Source organism: Psychrobacter sp. T6-6 (assembly GCF_052258185.1).
Classification (GTDB): domain Bacteria; phylum Pseudomonadota; class Gammaproteobacteria; order Pseudomonadales; family Moraxellaceae; genus Psychrobacter.
In genome coordinates this window covers 580,558-605,163 of the sequence record NZ_JBQQEX010000002.1, presented here as the reverse complement: position 1 = coordinate 605,163, position 24,606 = coordinate 580,558, and the positions used below count along the sequence as shown (strand labels likewise).

Below are 24,606 nucleotides of genomic sequence, written 5' to 3'. Positions count from 1 at the left end.
GCGACACCTTGGTATCGCTTTTTTATTATTCATTCAACTGTATAGACGCTACTTTATGCATATATTACGCAATACAGATCCCAATCACTGCTTTATGACCACGCCAAGTGAATGGGGTGATATAGCTTTGGCGGTCTTTTGGCAAGTAAGAGACGCTAGGCGCACTCTCAACGATATGCGGCGGAGAGATAATAAACTCTGAGCCGAACTCTGTACGCGCGTTACCAGAGATAGTATTGGCCATTTCGCCCAACAAATCTTTCATCATGGTGATTGACGAGTCAGGCTCACCCATCACTCTAATGACTTCGCGCAGCATCACGCTTGGCGCACTGACATAGACGCAGCCTTCTAAAGGACCTGATATCTTAATCACGCCGCTATAGTCAAAACCAATCGCGGTCTTGTTACTATTCAAATAAGGGGTATCAATAGCCACTTCTGAGCCATCAATCTGCGAAAAAAACGCATTGATCGAGCTTAGAAACACACCCAGTTTTTCTACTTTAAACATAATATATTAATATCCATCTGTATTACGTGGCAGCAGTACCATTAATCCTGCAGACAAACCACAATCTCGCCAACTTGCGAGTGCCAAGTGATGGGAATGATAAAAGAACGCTCATCGTTCGGCAACACAATACTTTGGGGCGCACCTTTGAACACAAATGGTACAGAGATATGAAACTCTGAACCAAACTCTTTGCGTGCATTTCCCGCGATCGTGTTGGCAACTTCACCCGCCAAATCGATGTAGTTCTCATCACTCTTATCGGTTTCACCCATGCTATCTAAGATCGAAGATAGTAATTGATGAGTTGCCGAAAAGTACACCACGCCTTTTTGTCCACCTGAAATACCGATAACACCCGTATAATCATGAACTTTTGGCTGTTTGTTTTCTAACAAATAAGGCGTATCAGCAACGAGCTCTTCTCCGCTAAACTGATCAAAGTAATTACTAATAATGCTTAAAAAAATCTGTAACTTTTGTTCTTTCATAATGATATCTGCTGTAGTCGATGAATGGTGTTAGTCTTGCATCAGCTCATACAAAGACTCGACAAGCTCCTCTTCTGAGAAGGGCTTGCACAAAAATCCGCTGGCACCCAATGATAGTGCCTCAATACCAGTGGCTTTATCGGACAATGCTGACACCACTAAAATACGTACTTCAGGATCAATCGCAATGATTTTTTCGATACATTCTAGTCCATCCATTTGTGGCATGGTCAGATCCATCGTAATAACATCAGGACGATGGATATTGAATTTTTCGATAGCCTGAACCCCGCTGGTTGCTGTCGCAACTAGCATGAACTGACCCGAATCATACGCGCGCTGAATGCGGTTTCTAATAATATTTGAATCATCAACAATCATTAATTTATGCATAACTTATCTATTACCTTTAATGAAGTGCTTGTCGTCCCTGACAATATATTTACTGTTGTAGTTAAGCTTTAGGTAACGTAATGACAAACCGTGTCATCTGACCCAGTTCACTGTTTACATTAAGCTTGCCATCATACTCTTTGACTTGCGCTTTGATAATATCAAGTCCAACGCCACGACCACCATCTTCATCTGCATGCTCTTTGGTTGAGAACCCAGAGGAAAATAACTGCTTGAGCAAATCGCCTTGACTGAGCTGGCTCGCTTCTTCCGCACTAAAACGACCTTCTGCACTCAGCTTATTTCGGATGCTGTCATAGTCGATACCTTGACCATCATCTTGTACAATCAGCACAAAGTCTGAACCGTTATCTTGTACTTCTAGATCAATCGTACCAACGTCAGTCTTGCCCGCTGCTTGGCGAGTGCTTGGTGTTTCGATACCGTGCACGACTGCGTTACGTAGCAATTGAATACTGATCTCTTTGACTGGTTTTGCAAGATGTGCTGGGATGTCAGTTTGCGCCAGTGTATTACTCTTTAACTGTACTTGCTTACCTTGTCTTGCAGCGATCTCTTTTGCAAACTCACTATAAAAAGACAAACGATCTTCTTCTGTATTACTGTCCAAATCAATGTCTAAACCGCCACCAGTGCTGATATTACCGATTGACTGGCTCACAGGCTGACGGGTTGCAGTGACTGGTACGCTATTTGTTGCCATAGCATCATCTGATGTCAACGGCGTGGTGGCTGCTTTTGGCGGTGCTGAACGATTGATACGCTCGCCTAATGTCGCGATAGTGTTTGATAGGCTGAGCAGATCATCCAAATGTACCGCTAGTGGCAAGAAGTCGTTACCAGACAACTGGCTTTGGTTCTGCAGCGCATGTAACTTATCTTCAGCATCCGAGGCAATTTTGGTAAAGCTGTGCAGCTTCAGTGCCGAGGCTTCACCTTTTAAGCTGTGCATCTCGCGATAAATCGCTTTTAGCTTGTTCTCAAGTTCGTACTGCGAGCTGCCTGGATTTTTTAAGATGTTGTTCATCTTCTCGATATGCGCTTGGGTATTGCCAATGAATTCGTTGATGATCTTTGGGTTTACATTCAAGATAGTCGTCAACATCTCAATCTGCATATCGTTTTGTGAACGCTCTTTTTCTAGACGCTGTTCTAGATAGACGGCATCTGATACATCATTTACGTTGACCAAGATACGCGCGATATCTTTATTATCATATACACGTGAGAATTTAAAATCTAAGAAGCGGTTATCAAGATTTTTGTTATCCGACACGTTGTGTAGCATGACTTTATGCAGCGGATTGAGTGAATCAACCAGTTTTTCTTTAACTCGAGGGTTGTATAGCTGTTCAATAAATTGCTGTGTGGTATTTAGGTCTTTATCAGAAATACGACCACGCAATACATTGGTAAAGTTCTCTCCAGCCAATCTATCAGAACCGATAATATTGTTAAGCGCGCGCGAATGCTGCTGTCCAATATTTAGGTCTTTATCAAGCAGGAATAGACCGGTATTTACTGTCTCCATAATCTCTTGCGTTTCGCGACGAGCAGCAAAGGCTTCAGCATCTGTCTCACGCAAACGGCGTACAAAGAAGAATACGAAGATTAGGAAGTAGGTAAAGATCGCGGCAACACCCAGTATCTGGATAAGACGAATGGTCGTCGCTTGACGCTCTGCGCTATCAAATACGTCTCTTGTCAAACTGTCTAAAGATTCGTTAATAAACAAACTTGATGTTTTTGCCTGTTCAACTGCCTGAGTCAATTCATCAGCAGAAGGCACCATCACATTATCAGCATCTTTTAAATAGGCTTGGATTTTAGGCTCTAGTGTTGTCCATTGCTCATTGGCAGCGGCAATGTTTGCTTGTGCATTGCTATCAATGTTTGGCAGATCGTAACTATTGCCTTGCTTATCTGTAATTGTACCGCCCTGCTGGATTGCAGCAATAGAGCTGGTAATTAGTGCCGTGTTTTCTTCTAGACGACTCAATACTCGTTGTATGTGTGGGGACTTAGTATCCTCACCATAACTACTGTCTAAGTCAAAAAGATCTTTAATTACGGCCTGTGCACTATTGGCAACTTGGTTGGTTTGGTCAATTAAAGCCGTGTTTCTTTCTAGTAGACTCGAGGTATAAAACGTAAACGCTAGCAAAGCACCAATCAGAGATAAGAATAGTGCAATTGAAATGATTAGACCTTGATAGCGCTTGTTGTCAACATTTGGTGTGGTTGCCATCTGCAGAATTCCTTAGTTCAATTGCGTGGTAGTAGTGTCAGAAGCGCTATTATCTGCAGGTTCAGTACCACCCAACCAGCGCGTCTCAATCTCTTTAAACGTCCCTTTTTGCTTGAGCTTAGCAATACCTTCATTCACATTGTTGATCAGCTCATTGTTGCCTTTGGCCATCAAAATAACCTGCTGTGCTGAAGGATTGTCTTGCCCTTCATAAGGAACGATAGTCACATCGTACTCAGGATGGTTTTTTGCAGTGAACTGTAGAATTGGCAAGTCATGCAAGATGACATCTACTTTGCCTTGCATCAAATCTTCATACAATAAATAAGCGGTAGTTCGTGTGGTCATATCGCTATATTTGCCCATAGCATTCAGCTGATCTTCTTGCTTTGAGCCTTCCATAGCAGCGACGTGCATACCCTGCAAGTCCTGTATGTCATTGATGGTGACATTGCTTTTGGCATACATGATAGAGGATGGGTTAAAGAAGTAAGGGGTAGATAAACCGTACTTTACCGCACGATCGTCTTTGTACGAGATACCTGATATCGCGATATCACGGCCACCTGAGGCCACACTGTCAAACATGTTTTGCCAAGTTTCTTTGTAAAACTCGACCTTAAAGCCCTGCTCTTCTCCAATAGCACGGATTGAATCGATATCAATGCCCTGCATATTGCCGTAATCGTCTTGGAACGAAAATGGAGGCATCGTTCCGGTTGTAGCCACTTTTAAAGTTGGTGCGGTATCAGGCAGCTCACTCACGAAACTGTCCTTGTTCTCTGTTACTGTCGTACTGGTGTTTTCTTGTGTGGAAGACTCACCGCAGCCAAATAGGCCAACACTCAGTATCACTGGTAACACTCGGTATAACTGCATCATAATCTACCCTTAGAGCTTAGCGTTGTTGTGCATTTTATTGAATGACACTTCAGAAAGGTTAGGCAATATCCCTATAATACTTACTTACAGAAAGTTACGTTCAGATAATACTTACCTAAAATTACAATTGCAATAATAATGTTTGGTGATTATGTATAATTAGTTATAGGTTACTGATATATTTGATTTTTTAAAGGTAGGCGTTTTCGAAAATTGTCTATATGAATTGTAAGATGACACTTTTGAAAATAGATTCTCATAGTGAGGCTGTGCATATACAAAACACGAGGCATAAAAGAGCCCTTATACGCTTAACGTATAAGGGCTTTTTGAAATATAGCTGAATTATTTTGTCGGTTTTTATCTATTCTGCATCGTCAAGGTTGAGATTACGGTCTATTTGCCAAATCAAGAACGAGCCAATACTCATAAGAGAAAACATCGCAATACCGATCTTGAGTACAGGATTGACGGGAAATAGATTGAGTAATAGCCCACCAAAAATACCTACTGAAAACATAAGCGAGCCTTGTAACGCACTTGCCATACCAGCACGGCGCTTTTGAAATGCCAATGCAATTGCCGAAGCATTAGGCTGCGTCAAACCCAAACCTGCAATACAAAAGAAAATACATGCTAGCACTAAGGGTAGCCAAGCATCTGTCCCCAAAAACAGACCTATCACAAACAACACGCCTGCAGAGATAACCTGCATCATCGCGCCAAACCGCAAGATACTTAAGATGCGAAATCGGTTGGTGAGCCATTGATTTAGCTGAGTTAATCCCACAAAACCTGCTGCATTCATTCCAAACAACCAGCCAAAATGCGTCGCTGATACGCCATACGTATCCATGATCAACTCAGACGCTGAGCTGATATAAACAAACATCGCACCCATTAATAACCCGCCGCCAATGGCTGGATAGTTAAAGGTTGGGTCTTTTAGTAGATCCCAATACTGACTTAGCACTTCTTTTGCAGGGCGTACATTACGGTTTTCTTCGGTCAAGGTTTCAAAGAAGAAAAACTTGGTAAGCAATAAATTTAGCGCACCAAAAGCAGCTAAGAACCAAAATATAGAATGCCAATCAAAGAACTGTAGGAATAATGCTCCTAGTGATGGCGCCAATATAGGTGCTAAGCCCATGACCAATATCATGATTGAAAAGGCTTTTGCAGTCTGTTTGGCTGTGAGACGATCACGAATAGCAGCACGCGTCACCACTGCCCCTACACAAGCGCCTAAAGCTTGCAAAGTACGACCTGCAAACAGCACGTATTCGTTATTGGTGGTTGCACACAAGATAGAGGCAATCACATACAGCGTCATACCTATATATAATGGTTTGACGCGACCAACACGATCGCTAAAAGGCCCATAGAATAGCTGCCCAAATACCAGACCTAAAAAATACGCTGGCACAGAGTTGGCCATAAATGCCGTAGATACGCCAAAATCATCTGCCATCGAGGGCAATGCAGGTAGGTACATGTCTATAGACAAGGGCCCTACCGCAACCATCAACCCAAGCATCATAATCCAGGCGACAGGCAGATCAGCAGAGCGTACGCGTTCAGAAGCGATAGGCTTATTGGGGAGGGAGGGTTTTGAGACAGACATATTTGGACCGTTTTATATAGTGATGATTGCTTTGGTGTTTAGGTGCTTATTATAGGCGTAGAGTAGAGAGGCACTTTTAACAACAATAGTGCATCTTTACCTGCATCTGTGCAAGCGGACAGTGTTATATCGTGCTATCTGCCTGTATTTCAATAGCTGTGAACTGCTAGTGAAACATCCCTTAACAACTAAAAAACAATCAAATTTTTTGTCAAAATATGTCTGGTATATCTTTTGCCTAAACAGGGCTAAAAATACTGTTTAAAAAGTACGGGTATAAAAATATTGAGATTAGAAATATTTAGGTTAGATAGCTTGGAAGAAACTATTTAACCTATCTCATTTATCTCTCATTAAAGTAAAAGCATATTAGCGGAACTGGCGTTTACCAAATACGGTACTGGCTTGTTTTGCTTTTCTAAGTGCAAGCTTACGATTACGTCCGATCATCATCTTAAACTGCCACACTTTTTCTTTGTATAAGGTTGCCGTAGGTTGCTCGTACATCGCATTGATGACTCGCTTGCTTGCTAACACCGCATCAGGGGAACGTTCAGCAAACTCAGCCGCTAGCTCTTGTGCTTGCTCCAGCGGAGTATCGCTACAATGGCTAATGAGCCCCAAATCTTTACCTTCGTTGGCATTAACGATGCGCGCACTCATAGCCAGCTCTTTTAACACGTCTTCTCGCACCACACCAAACGCCGATTGCGTCAGACCCATATCCGGTACCAAGCCCCATTTGGCTTCCATGATAGATAACTGACAATCAGGATGGCTGATGCGTACGTCACAAGCCAGGGCCAACTGTAGCCCAGCACCAATACAGTAGCCTTCTAATACCGCAATGACAGGTACTGGCAAATCCCGCCATACCAGACAAACTCGTTGGAACGAGCTTTGCCAAGGCTTGATCAACTCCCAAATAGCAAAGGCTTTATTTTTTGGATGATTTAGATCACCCAAATCAATACCTGCACAGAATGTACCTTCTGCACCTTTCAAAATAACGGCGCGTATTGTTTTGTCTTTGCTGATTCGATCTGCCAAAGTAATCAACTCATCAATCACTTGAAAGCTCATGGCATTTTTTTTGTGTGGACGATTCAAGGTGACCGTTAGTATATTGTCTACAATACTCACCTGTAACGTCTCGTATTGGTAACTTGCAATCGCGTTCATAACAGTCCTTATCAATGAAATAATATAAATATAGTAGTGGTTATAATATTAGCAGGCTTACCCCTACTCTACCGTAGCAATAACTGACTGCCACGGTACGATATGAGATGTCTGTTTGAAGAGATGCACCAATTGAAGAGATGCACAAGTCATTTGGCTACTAGCAATAAGTAGCTCTACAAAAGCCAGTGGCTTTAGTGTTAAACCATAAATAGTCAAGCTATAGCTGGTCAAATCGTAAATAGTCAAATAACGGGATGATGGATCGCTTTATATCATTTTCCATGTCATATCGTTTTCGCTCAATCGATGATAGTTGAGCTGCGGATAAGCAGACAAATCAAGACTCTGTAAATTATTCAGCGCTGTAAGTAGTGCCTCGTAATACGGCTCAATCATCGCAAACTGTACTGGCGTTGTATGCTGCACATTTAATAAGCACTTGTCCTCTAGGTCCTGACTGGCCTGACGCAACTGCGGTACACCTGTGTAACGACTACCACCCAGTATACGGTGCGCGATTTGTGCCAATAGGCTACGGTCACGTGCTTCCCATGCTTGAGTCAATGCTTGCTTTTCCTCATTGATCGTATCAATCATCATGATGATGAGCTTCGCTGCTAGATCAGGTTTATTTGCTGATCGCGTCAGTGCGTCTTGCCAGTCTAAAATCTCAGACGTATCTTCGGACGTACTTACGTTGTGTTGATTTAAGTCTTGATTTAGGGTCTGGTGTAAGTTTTGATGCAGATTATGATCTGCTTGCTCATAAACTCTCTCATCTATACTCGCACCCATATTTTCAGAAGCATACGCTACAGGTGCCGCTTGTGAGTCTAATAACGGCGCGCGTCCTTGATTATGTAGGCGTACCCCTCCGTAGCGTGGCTGATTCTCACGCGTCGTCTCTCGTCTATAATCCTCTCGAGGCTGGCTGTCACGTAAGTAATCATCCCGAATTTTTTTCAATGATAATGGCCGAGTAACTTTTGCCTGATCTTTTGCCTGATCTTTTGCCTGATTTATCGTATCAAGCGTACCTCTAACCCTGTCACTGTCTTTGGCTATAGGATAAGGCGCTGTCTTTGAACCTGAAAACTGCGTTGCGTGTTCTTTAAGATCTACATGCGTCAGGTCGGCACTTTGTGGGTCAAAGCTTTGTAGATCGTTATCGTGTGGATCAAAACTTTGTAGATCAGAGCTTGGTAGGTCAGTGAGTGGTAAACCAGATGCTTGTAAGTCTGTATGAGACAATGCGGTGAGTTGTGGCGAATTGCTTGTACGTCCCAGCCATTTTTGTAGCACTTGTAGCAACTGCGGTTGGCTAATGGGCTTACCAACGTAGTCGTTGATACCACTGGCAATCAACTTGTCACGCTCATCAGCTAAGCCGTGCGCTGTTAGCGCGATAATAGGAATACGGCTATCAGCAGTTTCAATATTACGAATTTGCTTGGCCGCTTCGTGACCTGACATACGCGGCATTTGAATATCCATAAATATCAAATCGATATGACTTTTGTCTTGGGCAGCGGCTTTATCTTCAACTCCTGCATCTTCAGTATAAAGCGCAGTGCTTGATTTCTTGTTTACTTCATCACGCGCTTCTGCTTTAGAGAGCTGGGTCTTATTTGATAGACTATGCTTATCATTTTTGGCAGTTTTGACATTTTTGGTTTGTTGCTTACTGATAATCTCTATAGCATCAAACCCACTACTCGCTGTGATGACTTGAATACCAAGCTCACTCAATAGTGCATCTAACACCAATAAGTTTGGCAAATGATCATCAACTGCTAGCACCGTGACCCCTTTCCAGCGCGGCGCTTGCAAGCTACTTGGTACGCTGCGGTTTTGCGTATCAAGCATCGCATAGAGCTGTCTTTTGTCTAACGGCTCATACAAGATATTAGCGTGATAACGGTTCAGCAGCGCTTGGTCAGCAGCGACTTGATAGCCAAATACAGCTAGCTTACCTTGATAGTGCAGACGTATTTGTTTGAGCAGCGCCATCATGTCGTCTTGCGTATCATCATCAACAATGACCCAATCCCAAAAATTCCCATATTCTTTTAGTGACTCAAGTACCCCTGGTAGTGAGTTGGCTTGGGTTAGCTTAATCGGTAAGTATTGCAAGCTTGCTTTGAGCACTTGTATTGAGGCGGTATGATTGATCCAGACCAACACGTTAAACTCATCGGTTTCGCTCGCAAGCGGCGCCAAGACTGGTAGCTCAATGGTCTGACCAGTTGCTGCTTCTAATACATCGACATGAGCTGGCATACGGAACCAGAACGTCGCGCCTTGATTGGCAATATTTTCTTGAGCATTGTCATGAAACCCAATGTCACCGCCCATCAGACGCGTCAGCTGTTTGGAGATGACCAGTCCCAATCCTGTACCGCCATATTGACGCGTGATGGATGGATCGCCTTGGCTGAAGCTTTGAAACAGCATTTTTTGATCAGCAAGAGAGATGCCTTTACCACTGTCCTGCACACTAATCATCAGATAGTTATCGCGATGGTCATCCAAGCTCACTCGCACCACCACATCGCCACTATCCGTGAACTTGATGGCATTACCGACGATATTGGTCAGTACTTGCTTAAGACGTAGTGCATCGCCATTGATACGCATCGGCACATCATTGTAGAACAGTACTGCCATACGCAAACCCTTCTCCGCAGAGACAGGAGAGAGCATATCGACCACATCGTATATCGTGTCATAAAGATCAAATTCATGGCGATCCAGCACTAACTTGCCAGCCTCAATTTTAGAAAAATCTAAAACGTCATTTACTAGAGCGAGCAGGTGCGCCGAAGACTTACGTATGGTCTGTACATACAAATCCTGCTCAGGGTTTAGCTCACCGTGACGCGCCAGCAAGTTGATAAAACCATCAATACTGTTTAGCGGGGTACGCAGTTCATGACTGATATTGGCTAGAAATGCAGACTTGGCTTGGCTGGTTGAGATTGCTGCATCACGCGCGTTTCGGATAGAGATATTCTGCATCTCCATCTCATCAAAAGCCAAACGCAGGTCATCTTCGGTCTGCTCGGCGTGGTCTTTTAGCTCTTGGAAACTCCTATGCAGTCGGCGTAGCGTCCTAACCAAGTCTTGCTGTAATAAATTGAGCTCACCATCTGACTCGACTGGTACAGGCTGGTATAGATTGTCGACATGGGTACGTTGTAACTGCAAGCGCAGCTCGTAGATTGGCGCAATCCAACGTTTTGAGTAGATATTTAAGCTGAGCAATAGAATTAAGATAGTGAATAGACCTGTAATCACCAGTGCCATCGCAATACGATAACGGGCAATATAAAGAGGCTCATTGTCCATATCGACCAGTAGCCACAAGGTCTGCCCTTCAAACTCACCCAAAACACTGCCATATGCTGTTCCTACCGGCGTTGGTTTTTGTGACAAGAAACTTGCCGAATCAGTGATTAAAGGCCACTCTTCATTCAGACCATAGCCAACGGTTGCCAAGACCTGATTGCCTTCATTGATGATAGCGATACGCTGTACATGCTGCTCAGACTGCATACGCCCAAGTTTATCTTGTATGCTTTCAAGCGTGGTCATTGCAGTTTCCGATGCGCCAGCGGTGCCTTTCCATATTTGCTGACGCTCTTGCGCTAACAGATCAGGGATTAGCTCAGCGATAACTGGTGTATAGCGAATAAGTACCGCTTCAGCCAACACTTCTTGCTCTGAGTCACTAGCACGCATGGTTTCGTGAAACACCAAAATACCACCCACCGCTGCCAACACGCAAATGGGCAAAAACACCAGTATGACCAACTGACCATAAGCACTACTGGTATCGAAACGTTTTCTATATGCCATGCTCGCCCTACTCTCTACCGAATTTTTGCAGTGAATTTTGATGCTGCTTCTAACATGCGCTGCACAAGCGATTAACTATGCTAGCCTATTTCTTCACACAATATATTGTTTTACGCTTGAGATTATCTTAACAGGATTCTATAAATGACGGTGAACCATTAATACTAGTTCAGTTAAGTCTCGATCAGACAACCACTCTACCCAATACGGCAGTCAATACGAAAGTGATATGCCCCGCTACATATTTTTCATCCTAGTTACATCTAACCTCGATGATAATCAAGGTTGCTGTACCACAACTGGTATTTAGGCCACCCATCAAGACCCATTCAACTAACAAGCTAGCTCAGTCACTATTATTCCATCATGCGATAAGCGCAGCTGAAAACAAAATGATATAATGACGCAACTTTTTATTTGCCACAATAGATCGCTCATAGTCAACACGTATGGGAGCGTATTCTACTGCCTTCACGTTTTGGTTTGCTTCTCACCATAAACCAATATACAAAGCAGCTGTCTCGAATTATTATCAAACAATAAAAACAGTAACCCTATCCAAAACGGTTACCCAAAAAATATTCTAAAAAATAAATAAGGATCGCTTATGTCCGCTACGGCCATATCAAACACCAACTTTATCACTCAAGTGACCACGCTTGCTGATTGTGTCGGTCAAACGCCACTGGTCAAATTACAGCGACTGCCTGAGCAAGAGCACATCGACAATGGTGCCACGCTATTGGCTAAACTGGAAGGCAACAACCCTGCTGGTTCTGTAAAGGATCGCCCGGCCTTTAATATGATCTATCAAGCCGAACAGCGCGGTGATATCAAGCCTGGTGACATGTTGATTGAAGCAACTAGTGGCAATACTGGTATTGCGCTAGCCATGGTCGCGGCAATGCGCGGCTATCCAATCACCTTGCTAATGCCAACCAACTCAACTCAAGAACGCAAAGACGCTATGATTGCTTATGGCGCGACGTTGATTGAGGTGGATGAAGGTATGGAAGCGGCGCGTGACTTGGCATTACAGATGCAAACCGACGGCAAAGGCATCGTGTTAGATCAGTTTAACAATCCTGATAATAGCCAAGCACATTACCTAACCACAGGGCCCGAACTGTGGGCACAAACCGACGGTAAAATCACTCATTTTATTAGTTCAATGGGTACTACAGGTACCATCACAGGTGTCTCACGGTATCTAAAAGAACAAAATCCAGATATCCAAATCATCGGTTTGCAACCCGATGAAGAAGCTTCTATTGCTGGCATCCGCCGTTGGCCTGCTGCATATATGCCAGGTATTTTTGACGCAGACTTGGTAGATGACATCATGGATGTCGATCAGCATATCGCTGAGATTTATATGCGCAAACTGGCGAAGAACGAAGGGATTTTTGCTGGTGTATCCTCAGGCGCCGCTACCTGGGCAGCAACGCAAGTAGCCAAAAACAATCCTGATGCTGTTATTGCTTTTATTGTCTGCGATCGTGGAGATCGTTATTTATCAACCGGTCTATACAGCGTCGATGATAGCGCTATAGATGACGCCACCAATTAAGCTTATAACCAGCTAGCTTACAAATAGTAAGCTGATAAATAGTTAGGATTATTCATGTCACAATCGCTACCATCTGACCCTATACTCGTCTTTGATATCGAGACGGTTGCCGATATTGATGCTGCGCGTCGTATCTATCCGCAGCTGGCGCAGCTCAACGATGCAGATACGTTGAGCGCACTGACGGCAATCCGGATGCAAGAGGCAGGGCATGACTTTATGCGCTTGCCACTACAGCGCATTGTCTGTATCTCAGCGTTATATATCAAAGACGGCAAGTTATCGTTATTTTCGTTAACTGCAGATAAGTTTAGTGAAAAAGACATACTTGCTAAGTTTTTTCGAGCGTTTAGCGATGTTGAGACATTGCCACAGCTCATCAGCTGGAATGGTTCGGGCTTTGACATGCCTGTACTGATATATCGTGCGATGCAGTACGATTTATCGGCGCCATGGCTGTTTGAAGAAGGCGAACGCATCAAAAACATGCGTTTTGATAACTATGTCAATCGCTTCCACACGCGTCACCTTGATTTGATGGACAGATTTAGTCAATACGGCGCCAGCCGCCGCGAAGCTATGGATATCGTCGCCAGCTTGTATGGCTTGCCAGGCAAGACTGACGTTGATGGTAGCATGGTCGGTGCTCTAGTCGAGAGTGGAGACTGGCAGACCTTATCTATCTATTGTGAGTCTGATGTGATGAACACGTGGCTTATCTATCTACGCTGGTTACGTCTTACGGGGCAGTTATCCTCACCAGGCTTCGATGCCTGGCAACAGCAGAGCTACGACTATCTGGCACAGTATACCCAGGCAAATGGTAGTCTGCGGCACCAAGAATTTATTGCTGACTGGTCATCGGCACCCACATTATAGCCATAATACGATCAGCAGCTCTCACTCCCCTTTTCTAGTTATTTATTATTAAGGCAGGTTTATGCAACCCACCGATTCAAAAACGCCTATAGCATCTGATGCGACATCACAAAACAGTGGTATTCAAACGAATGAAGCTCAAACGAACGATACCCAGAAGATTGCTATTCCGCCTAGTAAGAAAAAGTCTAAACCATCATCAAAAACGCGTCGTCGTCTAAAGGATGCAGAACCGATTCCATTCAATATTGACGGCTTATCACACGATGGTCGAGGCGTTGCTGTCTATGGTAATGGCTTTGGTATTGATGATGGCCATGCTGAAGACAAACACGGCAAAAAAATATTTGTCAGCTTTGCACTACCGGGCGAAAGCGCTTTGGTCAAAATAACCAATAGCCGTGCCAGTTTTGAAGAAGGGGATGCAATTAGTATTACTGCCAATCCAAATCCTGAACGTGCAGTACCGCCTTGCCCGCATTTTGGGGTTTGCGGTGGTTGTAACTTACAACATTGGCAGCCAGACGGTCAGATAAACTTTAAGCAAACTGTACTTGCTGAGATGCTGGTACATCAAGCCAATGCAGTTCCTGATAACTGGCTACCTCCTGTCGTTGGCGACCGACTTGGCTACCGTACCAAAGCACGTCTAGGCGTGCGTTATGTGGTCAAAAAAGAAACAGCGCTGGTCGGCTTCCGTGAGCGCTCGAGCAACTTTTTGGCAGAGTTAAATGAATGTCATATCTTAGACCCACGTATTGGCTTTGAGATTGAAAACCTAAAGACTTTAATCAGCACATTAGAGAGTCGTGACAAGATTGCTCAGCTTGAACTTGCGATGGGTGAGCATTTGCCTGAGCTGCCCGATGGTAATCAGCCAGTTGCCCTTATCGTGCGTAACTTAGAACCATTGTCAGATGCGGATATAGATAAACTAAAAGTATTCTTTGCAGCGCGTAACTGGCAGCTATATCTGCAGTCGAAAGGTGCTGATAGCATTCAACGTATCGCTTTAACCGATGCCGACGACTTAAGCGAGCAGTTTGGTCGCTTGTATTATCAACTGCCAGAATATGACTTAACCTTTGAGTTTATCCCTACTGACTTTACCCAAGTCAACCTATCTGTAAACCGTCAAATGACGAAGCTGGCTTGCGACTTGTTGGATCTAAAAGCAGGCGAACGAGTGCTGGATCTGTTCAGTGGTTTGGGCAACTTTAGTCTACCTTTAGCGCGTCTGGTCGGGGAGACAGGTTCAGTGATTGGGGTCGAAGGTAGCGAAGCTATGACCGAACGCGCGGCTGACAACGCACGCCGCAATGGTATCAATAACACTGAATTTTATAGTCAAGATTTGACGCAAGACTGCACTGACAAGCCTTGGGCCAATCAAGGTTTTGATGCACTGTTGATCGATCCACCACGCTCTGGTGCGTGGGAGATTATGCAGTATTTGCCAAAATTCAATGCGGAGCGTATCGTCTATGTCTCTTGTAATCCAGCAACGCTCGCTCGTGATACAAAGGCATTGCTAGAGCAAGGCTATCGTCTAACACACGCGGGTGTAATGGACATGTTCTGCCATACAGGCCATGTTGAATCTATCGCTCGCTTTGAAAAAGTAGCCGTTTAATTTAGGCCCTATCATATGATGAATAAGCCATATTAAGTAGACGTTTGATGATGACATAATCTGATACAAAATTTGGATAAGTTCTTATCGAGAAATAACGGCTAATCCATAGAATTAGCCACAGTCATTACAGACGCTCGCTTGATTTGTCATTTCAAAGTGAGATAATAGTAAACAATCTTCTTATATTTTAGATCAAAGTATGAGAAGTACCTACGCTCATAGCTTTATATATTTTACGCGCATTTTATAGCTGCTAAAAATAACATTTTTAGCAGTTGTATTGGTTTATAGCTGGCACTTTATGAATCGTCAATTCAGAGTGTGTGCATAGTAGATGAGGTTATAATCAATTCAAAATAGCTAAGAGGAGTCGGCTATGGTAAAGATTCGTGAAGGATTACCACTGGTGGATGGACAGACCACACAGGCCGATAGTGCAACACTGGCGGCGCAACTGGTAGCGAGCCAACGCTCTCATCAGTCGGCCAATAGCTATGCCCAAATTCCCCTCGATATCAAATACCAGCTGGCAACTCATAAGCTACATACGACTTTTGATCGCTCCGCTGCACATACTTATGATGGCCGCGATCCCAAGCTTGATAATGAGCAATTAGACAATACCTACGCGCAGTCAAATGAAGAGCTCGACCCTGTTGATATAGATCAAGCCAATATCGACGTCCCAACATGGCTAGATAATGTTGCCAAACGCATTGGACAAGAGTCAGTGCCTCATCTTAGTGCTGCCTGTGAGTTTATCCGCAATCATATGAACACCAGCCAATCTGAGCGTTCAGGGGCTTATGTGACCGGCATCGGAATGACGGATATATTGACCTATCTCTATCAGGATGAAGATGCACTCGTCGCAGCCATGCTATACCGTAGTGCTCGTAAGTCGATCATTAGTCTTGCTGAAGTAGAGAAAAACTTCGGCTCAGATGTTCATACCCTTGTCAAAGACACCTTGGCCATGGGTAAGCTTTCAGAGATTATCGAGAGTAACAAGCGCTTAGAAGACCACTTCGTAAACAACCAACGTGATCAGCTGTCAAACATCTACAGCATGCTTATCTCTGTCACCAATGACGTGCGCGTGGTCCTTATTAAGCTGGCAGAGCGTACCTTTGCCATGCGTGAGCTGACCTTTTCTAATGAAGAGCGTCAGAGCCGGGTTGCACGCGAAGTCATGACTATTTATGCGCCGCTCGCGCATCGCTTGGGTATTGCACAGCTTAAATGGGAGCTTGAAGACTTGGCTTTTCGTTATCTTGCGCCTGACAGATATAAAGAAATTGCCAAATTACTGTCAGAAAAACGCAGCGAACGCGAATCCTACATCCAACGTGTACAAGACAAGCTCAATGACTCATTAGCACAGGCAAGTATTGAAGGTGAGGTCTCTGGACGTGTCAAACACATCTATTCCATTTATCGCAAAATGAAACTTAAGGGTTTGTCGTTCGATCAGCTTTATGATATTCGTGCACTACGTGTATTGGTAACCAATCCCTCTGACTGCTATCACGTTTTGGGTCTGGTACATGGCTTATGGCGTTATATTCCTGAGCAGTTTGATGACTATATTACTAATCCAAAGTCAAATGGCTATCGCTCTCTACATACTGCCGTCATTGCTGAGAACAAATCACTGGAAGTGCAGATTCGTACGCATGAAATGCATTTTGAGGCTGAGCTTGGCATGTGTGCGCATGTCAACTATAAAGAAGGTCTGAAGAATAAAAAGGACAACTACTTAAACCAAAGAATCAGCTCACTACGTCAGTTATTGTCTATTAATAATGAAACGCGTAGTCAAACGCGCTCATCCACACTGACAAGCGAAGACGATGACACAGAGTTCGATGAAGAAGAACAACTCGTTGATTTCGACGAGCTTGAGCGTATTTATATCTTCAGCCGTGATGGCGACATTACCGAGCTGCCCAAAGGTGCAACTGTTCTTGATTTTGCCTACTACGTGCATACTCAAGTAGGCAACAGTGCACAAGCCGCTCGAGTCAATCAGCGCTATGTGCCACTGACCTATCAACTCAAAACAGGTGAGCAGGTTGAGATTATCACCAAGTCTTCACGTGAGCCAAACCGCGACTGGTTAGTGGCCTCACTAGGTTATATTCATACCAACCGCGCGCGCTCAAAACTGCGCCAGTGGTTCAACAAGCAAGACCGTGATAAAAATATAGAGATAGGTCGCCAGATGCTCAGCAAAGAGCTTGAGCGTCTGTCTGTACATCCTAACAGTATTGATTTAAATGACTATATTCAGCATTTTCACGTTAATACCACCGATGATATTATTGTGGGTCTTGTTACAGGTGATATTGGACTTAATCAGCTTACCAGTCATATTTCGCGTCAGCTGCATCTAGAGCCTGAAATACCGTCAGAGAATTTTACCTCTCATGTGGATAATAGAGACTCAGGTAAGATTGATGCTTACAAAATCCATATCGATGGTCTAGATAATATTGAGGTCAACTTAGCAGGCTGCTGTCATCCTGTGCATGGCGAACCAATCGCTGGATATATTACATTATCACGAGGCGTGAGTGTTCATAACCGCGGTTGTCCTGAATATACACGTCTGGTTGAGCGCGATCCCGAACGCAAAATCGAGGCAGCTTGGGAGGTGCAATCAGGTCGCTATCAACCAGTTGATATTCATGTAGAAGCATACGACAGGCGTGGTCTATTACGTGATCTGACGCAAATTATTGACAAAGAAAATGTCAATATTCGCCAAGTTCAAACCCTTAGTAATGATGACAATATTGCCTTTCTAAAGTTTCATATCGAGGTTTCAGGGTTGGCACATTTGTCTAAGCTACTAGCAAAGCTAGAGCAGCAGCATGGTATTTTGCATGCTCGCCGTGCTGTCGCTTAAGTCATACCGTTATCTATATATCGATTATTCAACAATAGAGTTGTCATAAGAATACTATGCCTGAATTGCCAGAAGTAGAAACGACCAAAACCAGCCTTGCACCGCTATTGGGACAACAGGTAGCTGATATAAAAGTGTTCCAACCCAAGTTACGCTGGGCAATGCCAAATGACTTAGATAGTGTAATGAATCACACGTTAGATAGCGTGGAGCGTCGAGCAAAATATCTCGTTCTCAGTTTTTTACCTGTCATAGTTGATGACAAATCTGACTCCATGAAAATAGCATCACCACTTCAGCTGCTCGTTCATTTAGGAATGTCAGGTAGTTTGCAGCAGCATCCTCATGGTACTGATAAACGCAAACATGATCATTTGATCATTACTTTTAACAATGCTGACAATACAAAGTCTCAACTACATTACTATGATCCTAGACGTTTTGGCTCAGTACTATGGTACAAAGATTACGGTGCTAAATTATTAGATCATTTAGGCCCTGAACCACTCTCAAAAGCGTTTACTGCAGATTATTTGTACGCGTTGATTCAACGTACTGATTCTGGTCGTAAAGATAACCTCAGCACAAAACCGGACAGTTCCTTATCGACCAAGCAGAAAAAATCTATCACTCGAGCCATTAAATCAGTGATCATGGAACAAAAAGTTGTGGTAGGTGTTGGTAATATTTATGCGACCGAAAGCCTTTATCTATCAGGTATTCATCCCGCTACCCCTGCTAACCAAATCTCATACCAACAGCTTAATATTTTGGTTGATCATATTAAAGATATCTTAAAAAAGGCTATTAAGCTTGGGGGCTCGACGCTACGCGATTTTACAGTAGCAAGTGGTCAGACTGGTTACTTTCAGCAAACTTTGAACGTTTATGGTCGCCAAGGAGAGCACTGTCTACATTGCGATACTATATTGGAGAATATAAAACTCAATGGTAGAGCCAGTGTTTACTGTCCAGAGTGTCAACCGCTAGCGTAACCGCTGGCTATACATGGCGCCTTATTTTGCCTTAAGCTCAAGCGAGCACTCTTACCAAGTCGCTCTAACTGAGCAAAGTATGTTTTATTGCAGTAAGAATATCCTGCGCATTCTTGTTGCTTATTGACGTGCATCTTGCTTTAATAGAAGGAGCACTTACATAAACAGTGCAAGCTATTTATTTTTCTGTAATACTACACCCGTATATCGTTGCCGCATTATTCCCATGTGAAGACAGCAGCAGCCATTAATCATACTAATTATGAATCTTAGGATATCGTTATGACTGTTAAAGCTAGAACCCAACGCACAGTTAAGCAAAGTCTTTTTACTGTTGGTGCTACCTTAGGGTTAATGGTTGCTAGTATGCAGCCTACTTTTGCAGCCATAGAAATAGACGAGACTGACTTTGGTCCTTCATACGAGACAATGGTAGTTGATACAGTCGTTGGCAAGCCATTACAACTCGTTAATGCTGTCGCTGGTACCGCAGTGTATCTCGTTAGTCTCCCCTTCTCACTTATTGGGGGTAATGCAGACCAAGCGCAGCAAAAATTGTTTGTTGAGCCTTGGGATGCCATGGGAAGATGTTTAGGCTGTACCGTTGCCGAAGACAACTACTATAAATCGCAGGTTGTTGATAATAATATTGTACGTATCGTCGTTGATCAACCATCAGAGATTTTGATTAATACCAACGATTACGTGGTTGTCACTCCATAGAACTGTCATTCCATAGATTACTATTGTTAACGGTTTTTTGGGTAGTTTAAGAACTGTCAGCTTGTGAACAAACGATTTATAAACAGATATAAAAAAAGGCTAACGTTACGTTAGCCTTTTTTATTGATTTATTTTAGAGATACTAAAATATTAAGCACCTTTCTTGCTACGACCGTGACGCTTACGCTCACTTTCGGTCAAGTAGCGCTTACGGATACGTACTGCTTTTGGCGTTACTTCAACCAATTCGTCGTCTTGAATAAACTCAAGCGCTTGCTCAAGAGTGAACTTAACGGCTGGCGTCAACGTCAATGCTTCATCGGTACCACTTGCACGTACGTTGGTAAGCTGTTTAGCAGTCGTTGGGTTAACTGTCATATCATCGTTACGAGAGTTAAGACCAACAATCATACCTTCGTAAACTTCAAGCTGTGGCTCAGCAAATAACTTACCACGTTTCTGTAGGTTAAATAGTGCAAAACCTAAGCAAGTACCGTTTGCCATAGAAACCAATACGCCATTAGAGCGACCACCAACATCACCGATCTTTTGTGGACCGTAATGTGAGAAGCTTGACGTCATGATACCGCTACCTGAAGTCAATGTTAAAAACTCAGAGCGGAAACCAATCAAACCGCGAGCTGGGATCGTGGCTTCAATGCGCATACGGCCTTTACCATCAAGCTCCATATTGGTCATCTCGCCTTTACGTAGACCGACCTGCTCCATGATAGAACCTTGATGCTCTTCTTCAATATCGAAAACAACGTTTTCGTACGGCTCTTGTAGCTTACCATCAACTTCTTTTACGATAACTTCTGGACCTGATACGCCCATCTCGAAACCTTCACGGCGCATATTTTCGATAAGTACAGATAGATGAAGCTCACCGCGACCTGATACCTTAAATTTATCAGGAGACTCAGTATCTTCTACACGCAATGCCACGTTGTGAATCAACTCACGCTCAAGACGCTCACGAATATTACGTGACGTCACAAACTTACCATCACGACCAGCAAACGGTGAGTTGTTTACTTGGAAGTTCATCGATACTGTAGGTTGATCAACCGTTAATGGTGGTAGTGCTTCAACATTATTAGGATCACAGATGGTATCAGAAATATTTAGTGCATCGATACCAGTAATACAAACGATGTCACCTGCCTGCGCATCTTCGACATCGATACGATCAAGACCATGATAACCCATAATTTTCAGGATACGGCCATTACGTGTCTTACCATGTTTATCGATAATAGTCACTGGCGTGTTGAGTTTAACTTTACCACGCTGGATACGACCAATACCAATAACACCAACAAAGCTGTTGTAATCAAGGCTTGAGATTTGCATACGGAACGGAGCATCAGCATCAACTTGTGGAGGCTGTACAACATCAACGATAGTCTTGAACAGTGGGGTCATGTCATCAGCTAGATCATCTGCTTCTAGACCTGCAATACCATTCAATGCCGACGCATAAACAACTGGGAAATCAAGCTGTTCGTCATTAGCACCTAAGTTATCAAATAAATCAAAGATTTGATCCATCACCCAGTCAGGGCGTGAGCCAGGACGGTCAATTTTATTGATAACAACAATTGGTTTTAGACCTTGCTCAAATGCTTTTTGCGTTACAAAACGAGTCTGAGGCATTGGACCATCAACAGCATCAACAACTAGCAATACGCAGTCAACCATTGACATTACACGCTCAACTTCACCACCAAAATCGGCGTGACCTGGGGTATCAACAATGTTAATACGGTATTCAGTTTCTGAAGTCTGATCTGTCCAGCGGATAGCTGTGTTTTTAGCCAAAATAGTAATACCACGTTCTTGCTCAATATCACCTGAATCCATTGCACGTTCAGCGATGTTTGCACGATCACCAAAAGTACCAGATTGATGTAATAATTTATCAACCAAAGTTGTTTTACCGTGGTCAACGTGGGCAATAATTGCAATGTTACGCAGGTGTTTGATATCGTTCGCCATATAAAATGCTCGTGTCGTCTTAAAAAAATGCAGTAGCAATAAGCGCCGCTGGATAAACTCTTATCATCAATCAGATAGATATTAAAATCTAGATAACACAATATAAGTACTATCAAGAAATTCAATATAATCAAATATCTATGCCGATAAATTCATCGTACAGATAGCTATGCTAATGTACATTCTGTCAATTTACAGAATGTTTGGGTGGCTAGTATAACATTATTGATTCATAAATTTATGAAATAACTTACTTTTCTCAATTCACAAATAAAAAAAAGTCACCCATTAGGTGACTTTTTTTGTAACCGTATATTTAACTATACAGCTGATTAGCTAATACTTATTGAACAACCATATCTTTAGTTTGCTCAACAGTCATAGTTTTGTCACCAGTGATGATGGCATAAACACGACGGTTCATAGCACGACCTTCTTCAGTGTCGTTTGATGCGATTGGGTTGTCATAACCGTAGCCAACAGTTGATAGACGGTTTGGAGCAATACCGAATTCGTTGGTTAGCATAGATTTAACAGCAACGGCACGAGCTTCAGATAGACGTTGGTTGTAACGTGCTGAAGGACCAGTCTTAGAAGCATGACCTTCTACACGAGCTGTAGAGTTAGGATACTCACGCATCTTCTCTGCTACTTTAGCGATTTCTGGCTGGTATTGAGCTTTGATAGCTGATTTGTCGTTGTCAAAGAATACACGTAGTTCCATTTTCAGCTCGTCAGTAATATCTACTGGTACTGGGCAACCGCGTTCATCAACTACTACATTCATTGGAGTGCCTGGGCATGCATCCATGCTATCAGGTACGCCATCACCATCAGAATCAAGGTCAGCTTCAACAACAACTACTGGAGTAGTATCAACCATTGGCTCTTGCATTGGTGGTACTGCTACTGTAGGTGCTAAATGACCACCAAGTACAACTTCTAGACCGGCCAAGGCCATGCCTTCCCACCAGTTGTTATCAAAGTTGTGGATTGCACGAGCTTCACCACGTAGGCTTAGTGCATCGTTGATACGATACATAGCACCTAGACCTAGGTTACCGATAGTGTCTGTAGTATTTGCGACTTTGTCACCAGCACTGTTTTCAATGTCAAGTTTAGACTGACCAGCACCAACTAAAACATATGGCTTTAATGCACTATCAGTATAACCAGTAAACTCTTCAGTACCGATTAAGAAGTTACCAGAAATCATTTCTTGTTCTGCATCAAAGTTATCAGAACCATTTTGACCAATAGCATCAGTATTAGATACACCATACTCTACTTGGAACTGAGTAGAAGGAGTAAGCTCGATACCCAATGCTGCACCAGTATATAAGCCGTCTTCTTTGTAAAAACTATTACTATCTTGGTTGCTTTGCAACAGTTCAGCTTGATCATCATCAGCGCCTTCGCTGTAATGATAACCTAGTAATAGTGGGCTGATAGTTACACCAGCATTAGCTGCTAAAGGTGCCGCTGTTACAGCGAACAGTGCTAGAGCGATTTTATTCAGTTTCATGGACTTCCTCCAAAGGATAATTTTAGTAATGCATTAAGCAAAACCGATTCTCAAGACGTTTTCTTTAAAGTAGACATCTTTTACACATTTAAGTTACAGAGCAAAACTAATTAAGAAGCAGCTTAGCGATTATCAATTCAGTTTACAACGTTTTTCGTTAACGAGCTACACATTATTACACGATGATGTTGCAACTAAAACACAATCCATTGCCTAAGTTACTCAGAACTAACACACCTTACGAATTTTATCTATTGCATGTGAGTTCGCGGTAGGTATTGATAAGACCACACCTATCGTTTGAACATATTTTATTACAATTTATAATTTTTCTCTATGTTTAATATGGATAATTCACTAATTGAAACATTTTTTGACAGTAGATATATATTCTGTTTATATTAGGACAATCAACATTGTTCTAGGCATAAAGCAAATTTGTCAATGTACCCGGTTTGTACACTAACTTTAACTGTGATATTTAACTGCATCACTCGACAATCTCTAAGCATCGCATTTGGTAGAAGCTATAGGACAGGCTAGATCATTTGTTAAAATAACTGAATACTATAGGACATAGCAGGTTATGAAATGGCGGCATAAGATATCATCAGGCAGTAGTCGAGGCTTCACTCTAATTGAATTGATGGTGACTATTTCAGTGCTGGCTATTGTCACTGCTGTAGCAACGCCAAGTATTTTGACACAATTAACACGCATGGAAGCAAACCGTGTTAAAAGCCAGCTGGAAAACACACTATCTCTGGCTAAAGCTGAAAGTTATATCAGTAGACAAGATATAATAGTTTGTTTGTCTAAAAACGAAAAACGATGTCATAAAAATGGTGATAAAACGCTTCTGGCGTTTGTAGATAAGAACGACAACCAACGTTTTAATCCTAACGTAGACACTTTGATAACCAAACAGTCTCTGAACCTGAAATACAGCACGGTAAAATTAAGAGCAAGCAACCGTCACTACACTAAGTTTTGGGGAGATAGCGGCAAACCTCGAGGACACTTCGGACATATCAAGTACTGTCCCACCTCTTCTTACAACCAGACAATGTACCAGATATCATTCAACCAAGCAGGTATTGTCAGATACAAACCTAACGCAGACCATCCTACTGGTTGCTAGCATGACGAA

The 24,606-nt window shown here is 43.0% G+C and carries 17 protein-coding genes; 7 read left to right on the top strand and 10 right to left on the bottom strand.

The window, feature by feature from the left end; all coding sequences use genetic code 11:
- Window positions 1–64: 64 nt before the first annotated feature.
- The 8 genes from ACTXGL_RS05735 to ACTXGL_RS05700 form a co-directional block, all read right to left on the bottom strand.
- Complete coding sequence (locus ACTXGL_RS05735; RefSeq protein WP_319051887.1) at window positions 65–514, bottom strand: chemotaxis protein CheX; 450 nt, start codon at window positions 512–514, stop codon at window positions 65–67.
- A 41-nt stretch (window positions 515–555) separates the two neighbouring features.
- Window positions 556–1,005, bottom strand: a complete 450-nt coding sequence (locus ACTXGL_RS05730) for a chemotaxis protein CheX (protein ID WP_443525472.1) — start codon at window positions 1,003–1,005, stop codon at window positions 556–558.
- Window positions 1,006–1,035: 30 nt separating this feature from the next.
- A complete protein-coding gene (locus ACTXGL_RS05725; RefSeq protein WP_087814005.1) occupies window positions 1,036–1,398 on the bottom strand; it encodes a response regulator in 363 nt (120 codons plus the stop codon).
- A 61-nt stretch (window positions 1,399–1,459) separates the two neighbouring features.
- Window positions 1,460–3,667: an ATP-binding protein gene (locus tag ACTXGL_RS05720; RefSeq protein WP_443525469.1), complete on the bottom strand. Its 2,208-nt coding sequence runs from the start codon at window positions 3,665–3,667 to the stop codon at window positions 1,460–1,462.
- A 12-nt stretch (window positions 3,668–3,679) separates the two neighbouring features.
- On the bottom strand, window positions 3,680–4,549 hold the full coding sequence (locus ACTXGL_RS05715; protein WP_443525467.1) for a substrate-binding periplasmic protein: 870 nt from the start codon (window positions 4,547–4,549) through the stop codon (window positions 3,680–3,682).
- A gap of 364 nt (window positions 4,550–4,913) precedes the next feature.
- The gene (locus ACTXGL_RS05710; RefSeq protein ID WP_443525465.1) at window positions 4,914–6,173 is read right to left on the bottom strand and encodes a multidrug effflux MFS transporter; all 1,260 of its coding nucleotides are present in this window, start codon (window positions 6,171–6,173) and stop codon (window positions 4,914–4,916) included.
- Between the two features lie 369 nt (window positions 6,174–6,542).
- A complete protein-coding gene (locus ACTXGL_RS05705; protein ID WP_443525463.1) occupies window positions 6,543–7,355 on the bottom strand; it encodes a crotonase/enoyl-CoA hydratase family protein in 813 nt (270 codons plus the stop codon).
- Window positions 7,356–7,625: 270 nt separating this feature from the next.
- Window positions 7,626–11,216 carry an ATP-binding protein gene (locus ACTXGL_RS05700; protein WP_443525462.1) on the bottom strand — a complete coding sequence of 1,197 codons (3,591 nt, stop codon included), beginning with the start codon at window positions 11,214–11,216 and terminating at the stop codon, window positions 7,626–7,628.
- A gap of 607 nt (window positions 11,217–11,823) precedes the next feature.
- On the opposite strand from ACTXGL_RS05700, the gene cysM reads away from it, so the two are divergent.
- From cysM to ACTXGL_RS05670, 6 genes are all read left to right on the top strand, one after another.
- A complete protein-coding gene (gene cysM / locus ACTXGL_RS05695) occupies window positions 11,824–12,786 on the top strand; it encodes a cysteine synthase CysM (protein WP_443525460.1) in 963 nt (320 codons plus the stop codon).
- Between the two features lie 54 nt (window positions 12,787–12,840).
- The gene (locus ACTXGL_RS05690; protein ID WP_443525459.1) at window positions 12,841–13,665 is read left to right on the top strand and encodes a 3'-5' exonuclease; all 825 of its coding nucleotides are present in this window, start codon (window positions 12,841–12,843) and stop codon (window positions 13,663–13,665) included.
- Window positions 13,666–13,726: 61 nt separating this feature from the next.
- Window positions 13,727–15,298 (top strand): 23S rRNA (uracil(1939)-C(5))-methyltransferase RlmD, encoded by a 1,572-nt coding sequence (rlmD, locus tag ACTXGL_RS05685; RefSeq protein ID WP_443525457.1) that lies wholly within the window; start codon window positions 13,727–13,729, stop codon window positions 15,296–15,298.
- A 379-nt stretch (window positions 15,299–15,677) separates the two neighbouring features.
- Window positions 15,678–18,212, top strand: a complete 2,535-nt coding sequence (locus tag ACTXGL_RS05680; RefSeq protein ID WP_443525455.1) for a RelA/SpoT family protein — start codon at window positions 15,678–15,680, stop codon at window positions 18,210–18,212.
- Between the two features lie 56 nt (window positions 18,213–18,268).
- Window positions 18,269–19,207, top strand: a complete 939-nt coding sequence (gene mutM, locus ACTXGL_RS05675) for a bifunctional DNA-formamidopyrimidine glycosylase/DNA-(apurinic or apyrimidinic site) lyase (RefSeq protein ID WP_443525454.1) — start codon at window positions 18,269–18,271, stop codon at window positions 19,205–19,207.
- Between the two features lie 282 nt (window positions 19,208–19,489).
- The gene (locus tag ACTXGL_RS05670) at window positions 19,490–19,930 is read left to right on the top strand and encodes a hypothetical protein (protein ID WP_443525452.1); all 441 of its coding nucleotides are present in this window, start codon (window positions 19,490–19,492) and stop codon (window positions 19,928–19,930) included.
- A 150-nt stretch (window positions 19,931–20,080) separates the two neighbouring features.
- On the opposite strand, the gene typA is transcribed toward ACTXGL_RS05670, so the two are convergent.
- Entirely contained in the window at window positions 20,081–21,931 is a 1,851-nt protein-coding gene (gene typA, locus ACTXGL_RS05665) for a translational GTPase TypA (RefSeq protein ID WP_319051900.1), read from the bottom strand.
- 343 nt (window positions 21,932–22,274) lie between these two features.
- Window positions 22,275–23,456 (bottom strand): OmpA family protein, encoded by a 1,182-nt coding sequence (locus tag ACTXGL_RS05660; protein ID WP_443525451.1) that lies wholly within the window; start codon window positions 23,454–23,456, stop codon window positions 22,275–22,277.
- A gap of 586 nt (window positions 23,457–24,042) precedes the next feature.
- On the opposite strand from ACTXGL_RS05660, the gene ACTXGL_RS05655 reads away from it, so the two are divergent.
- On the top strand, window positions 24,043–24,597 hold the full coding sequence (locus ACTXGL_RS05655; protein WP_443525449.1) for a pilus assembly FimT family protein: 555 nt from the start codon (window positions 24,043–24,045) through the stop codon (window positions 24,595–24,597).
- The last annotated feature ends 9 nt before the right edge of the window (window positions 24,598–24,606 follow it).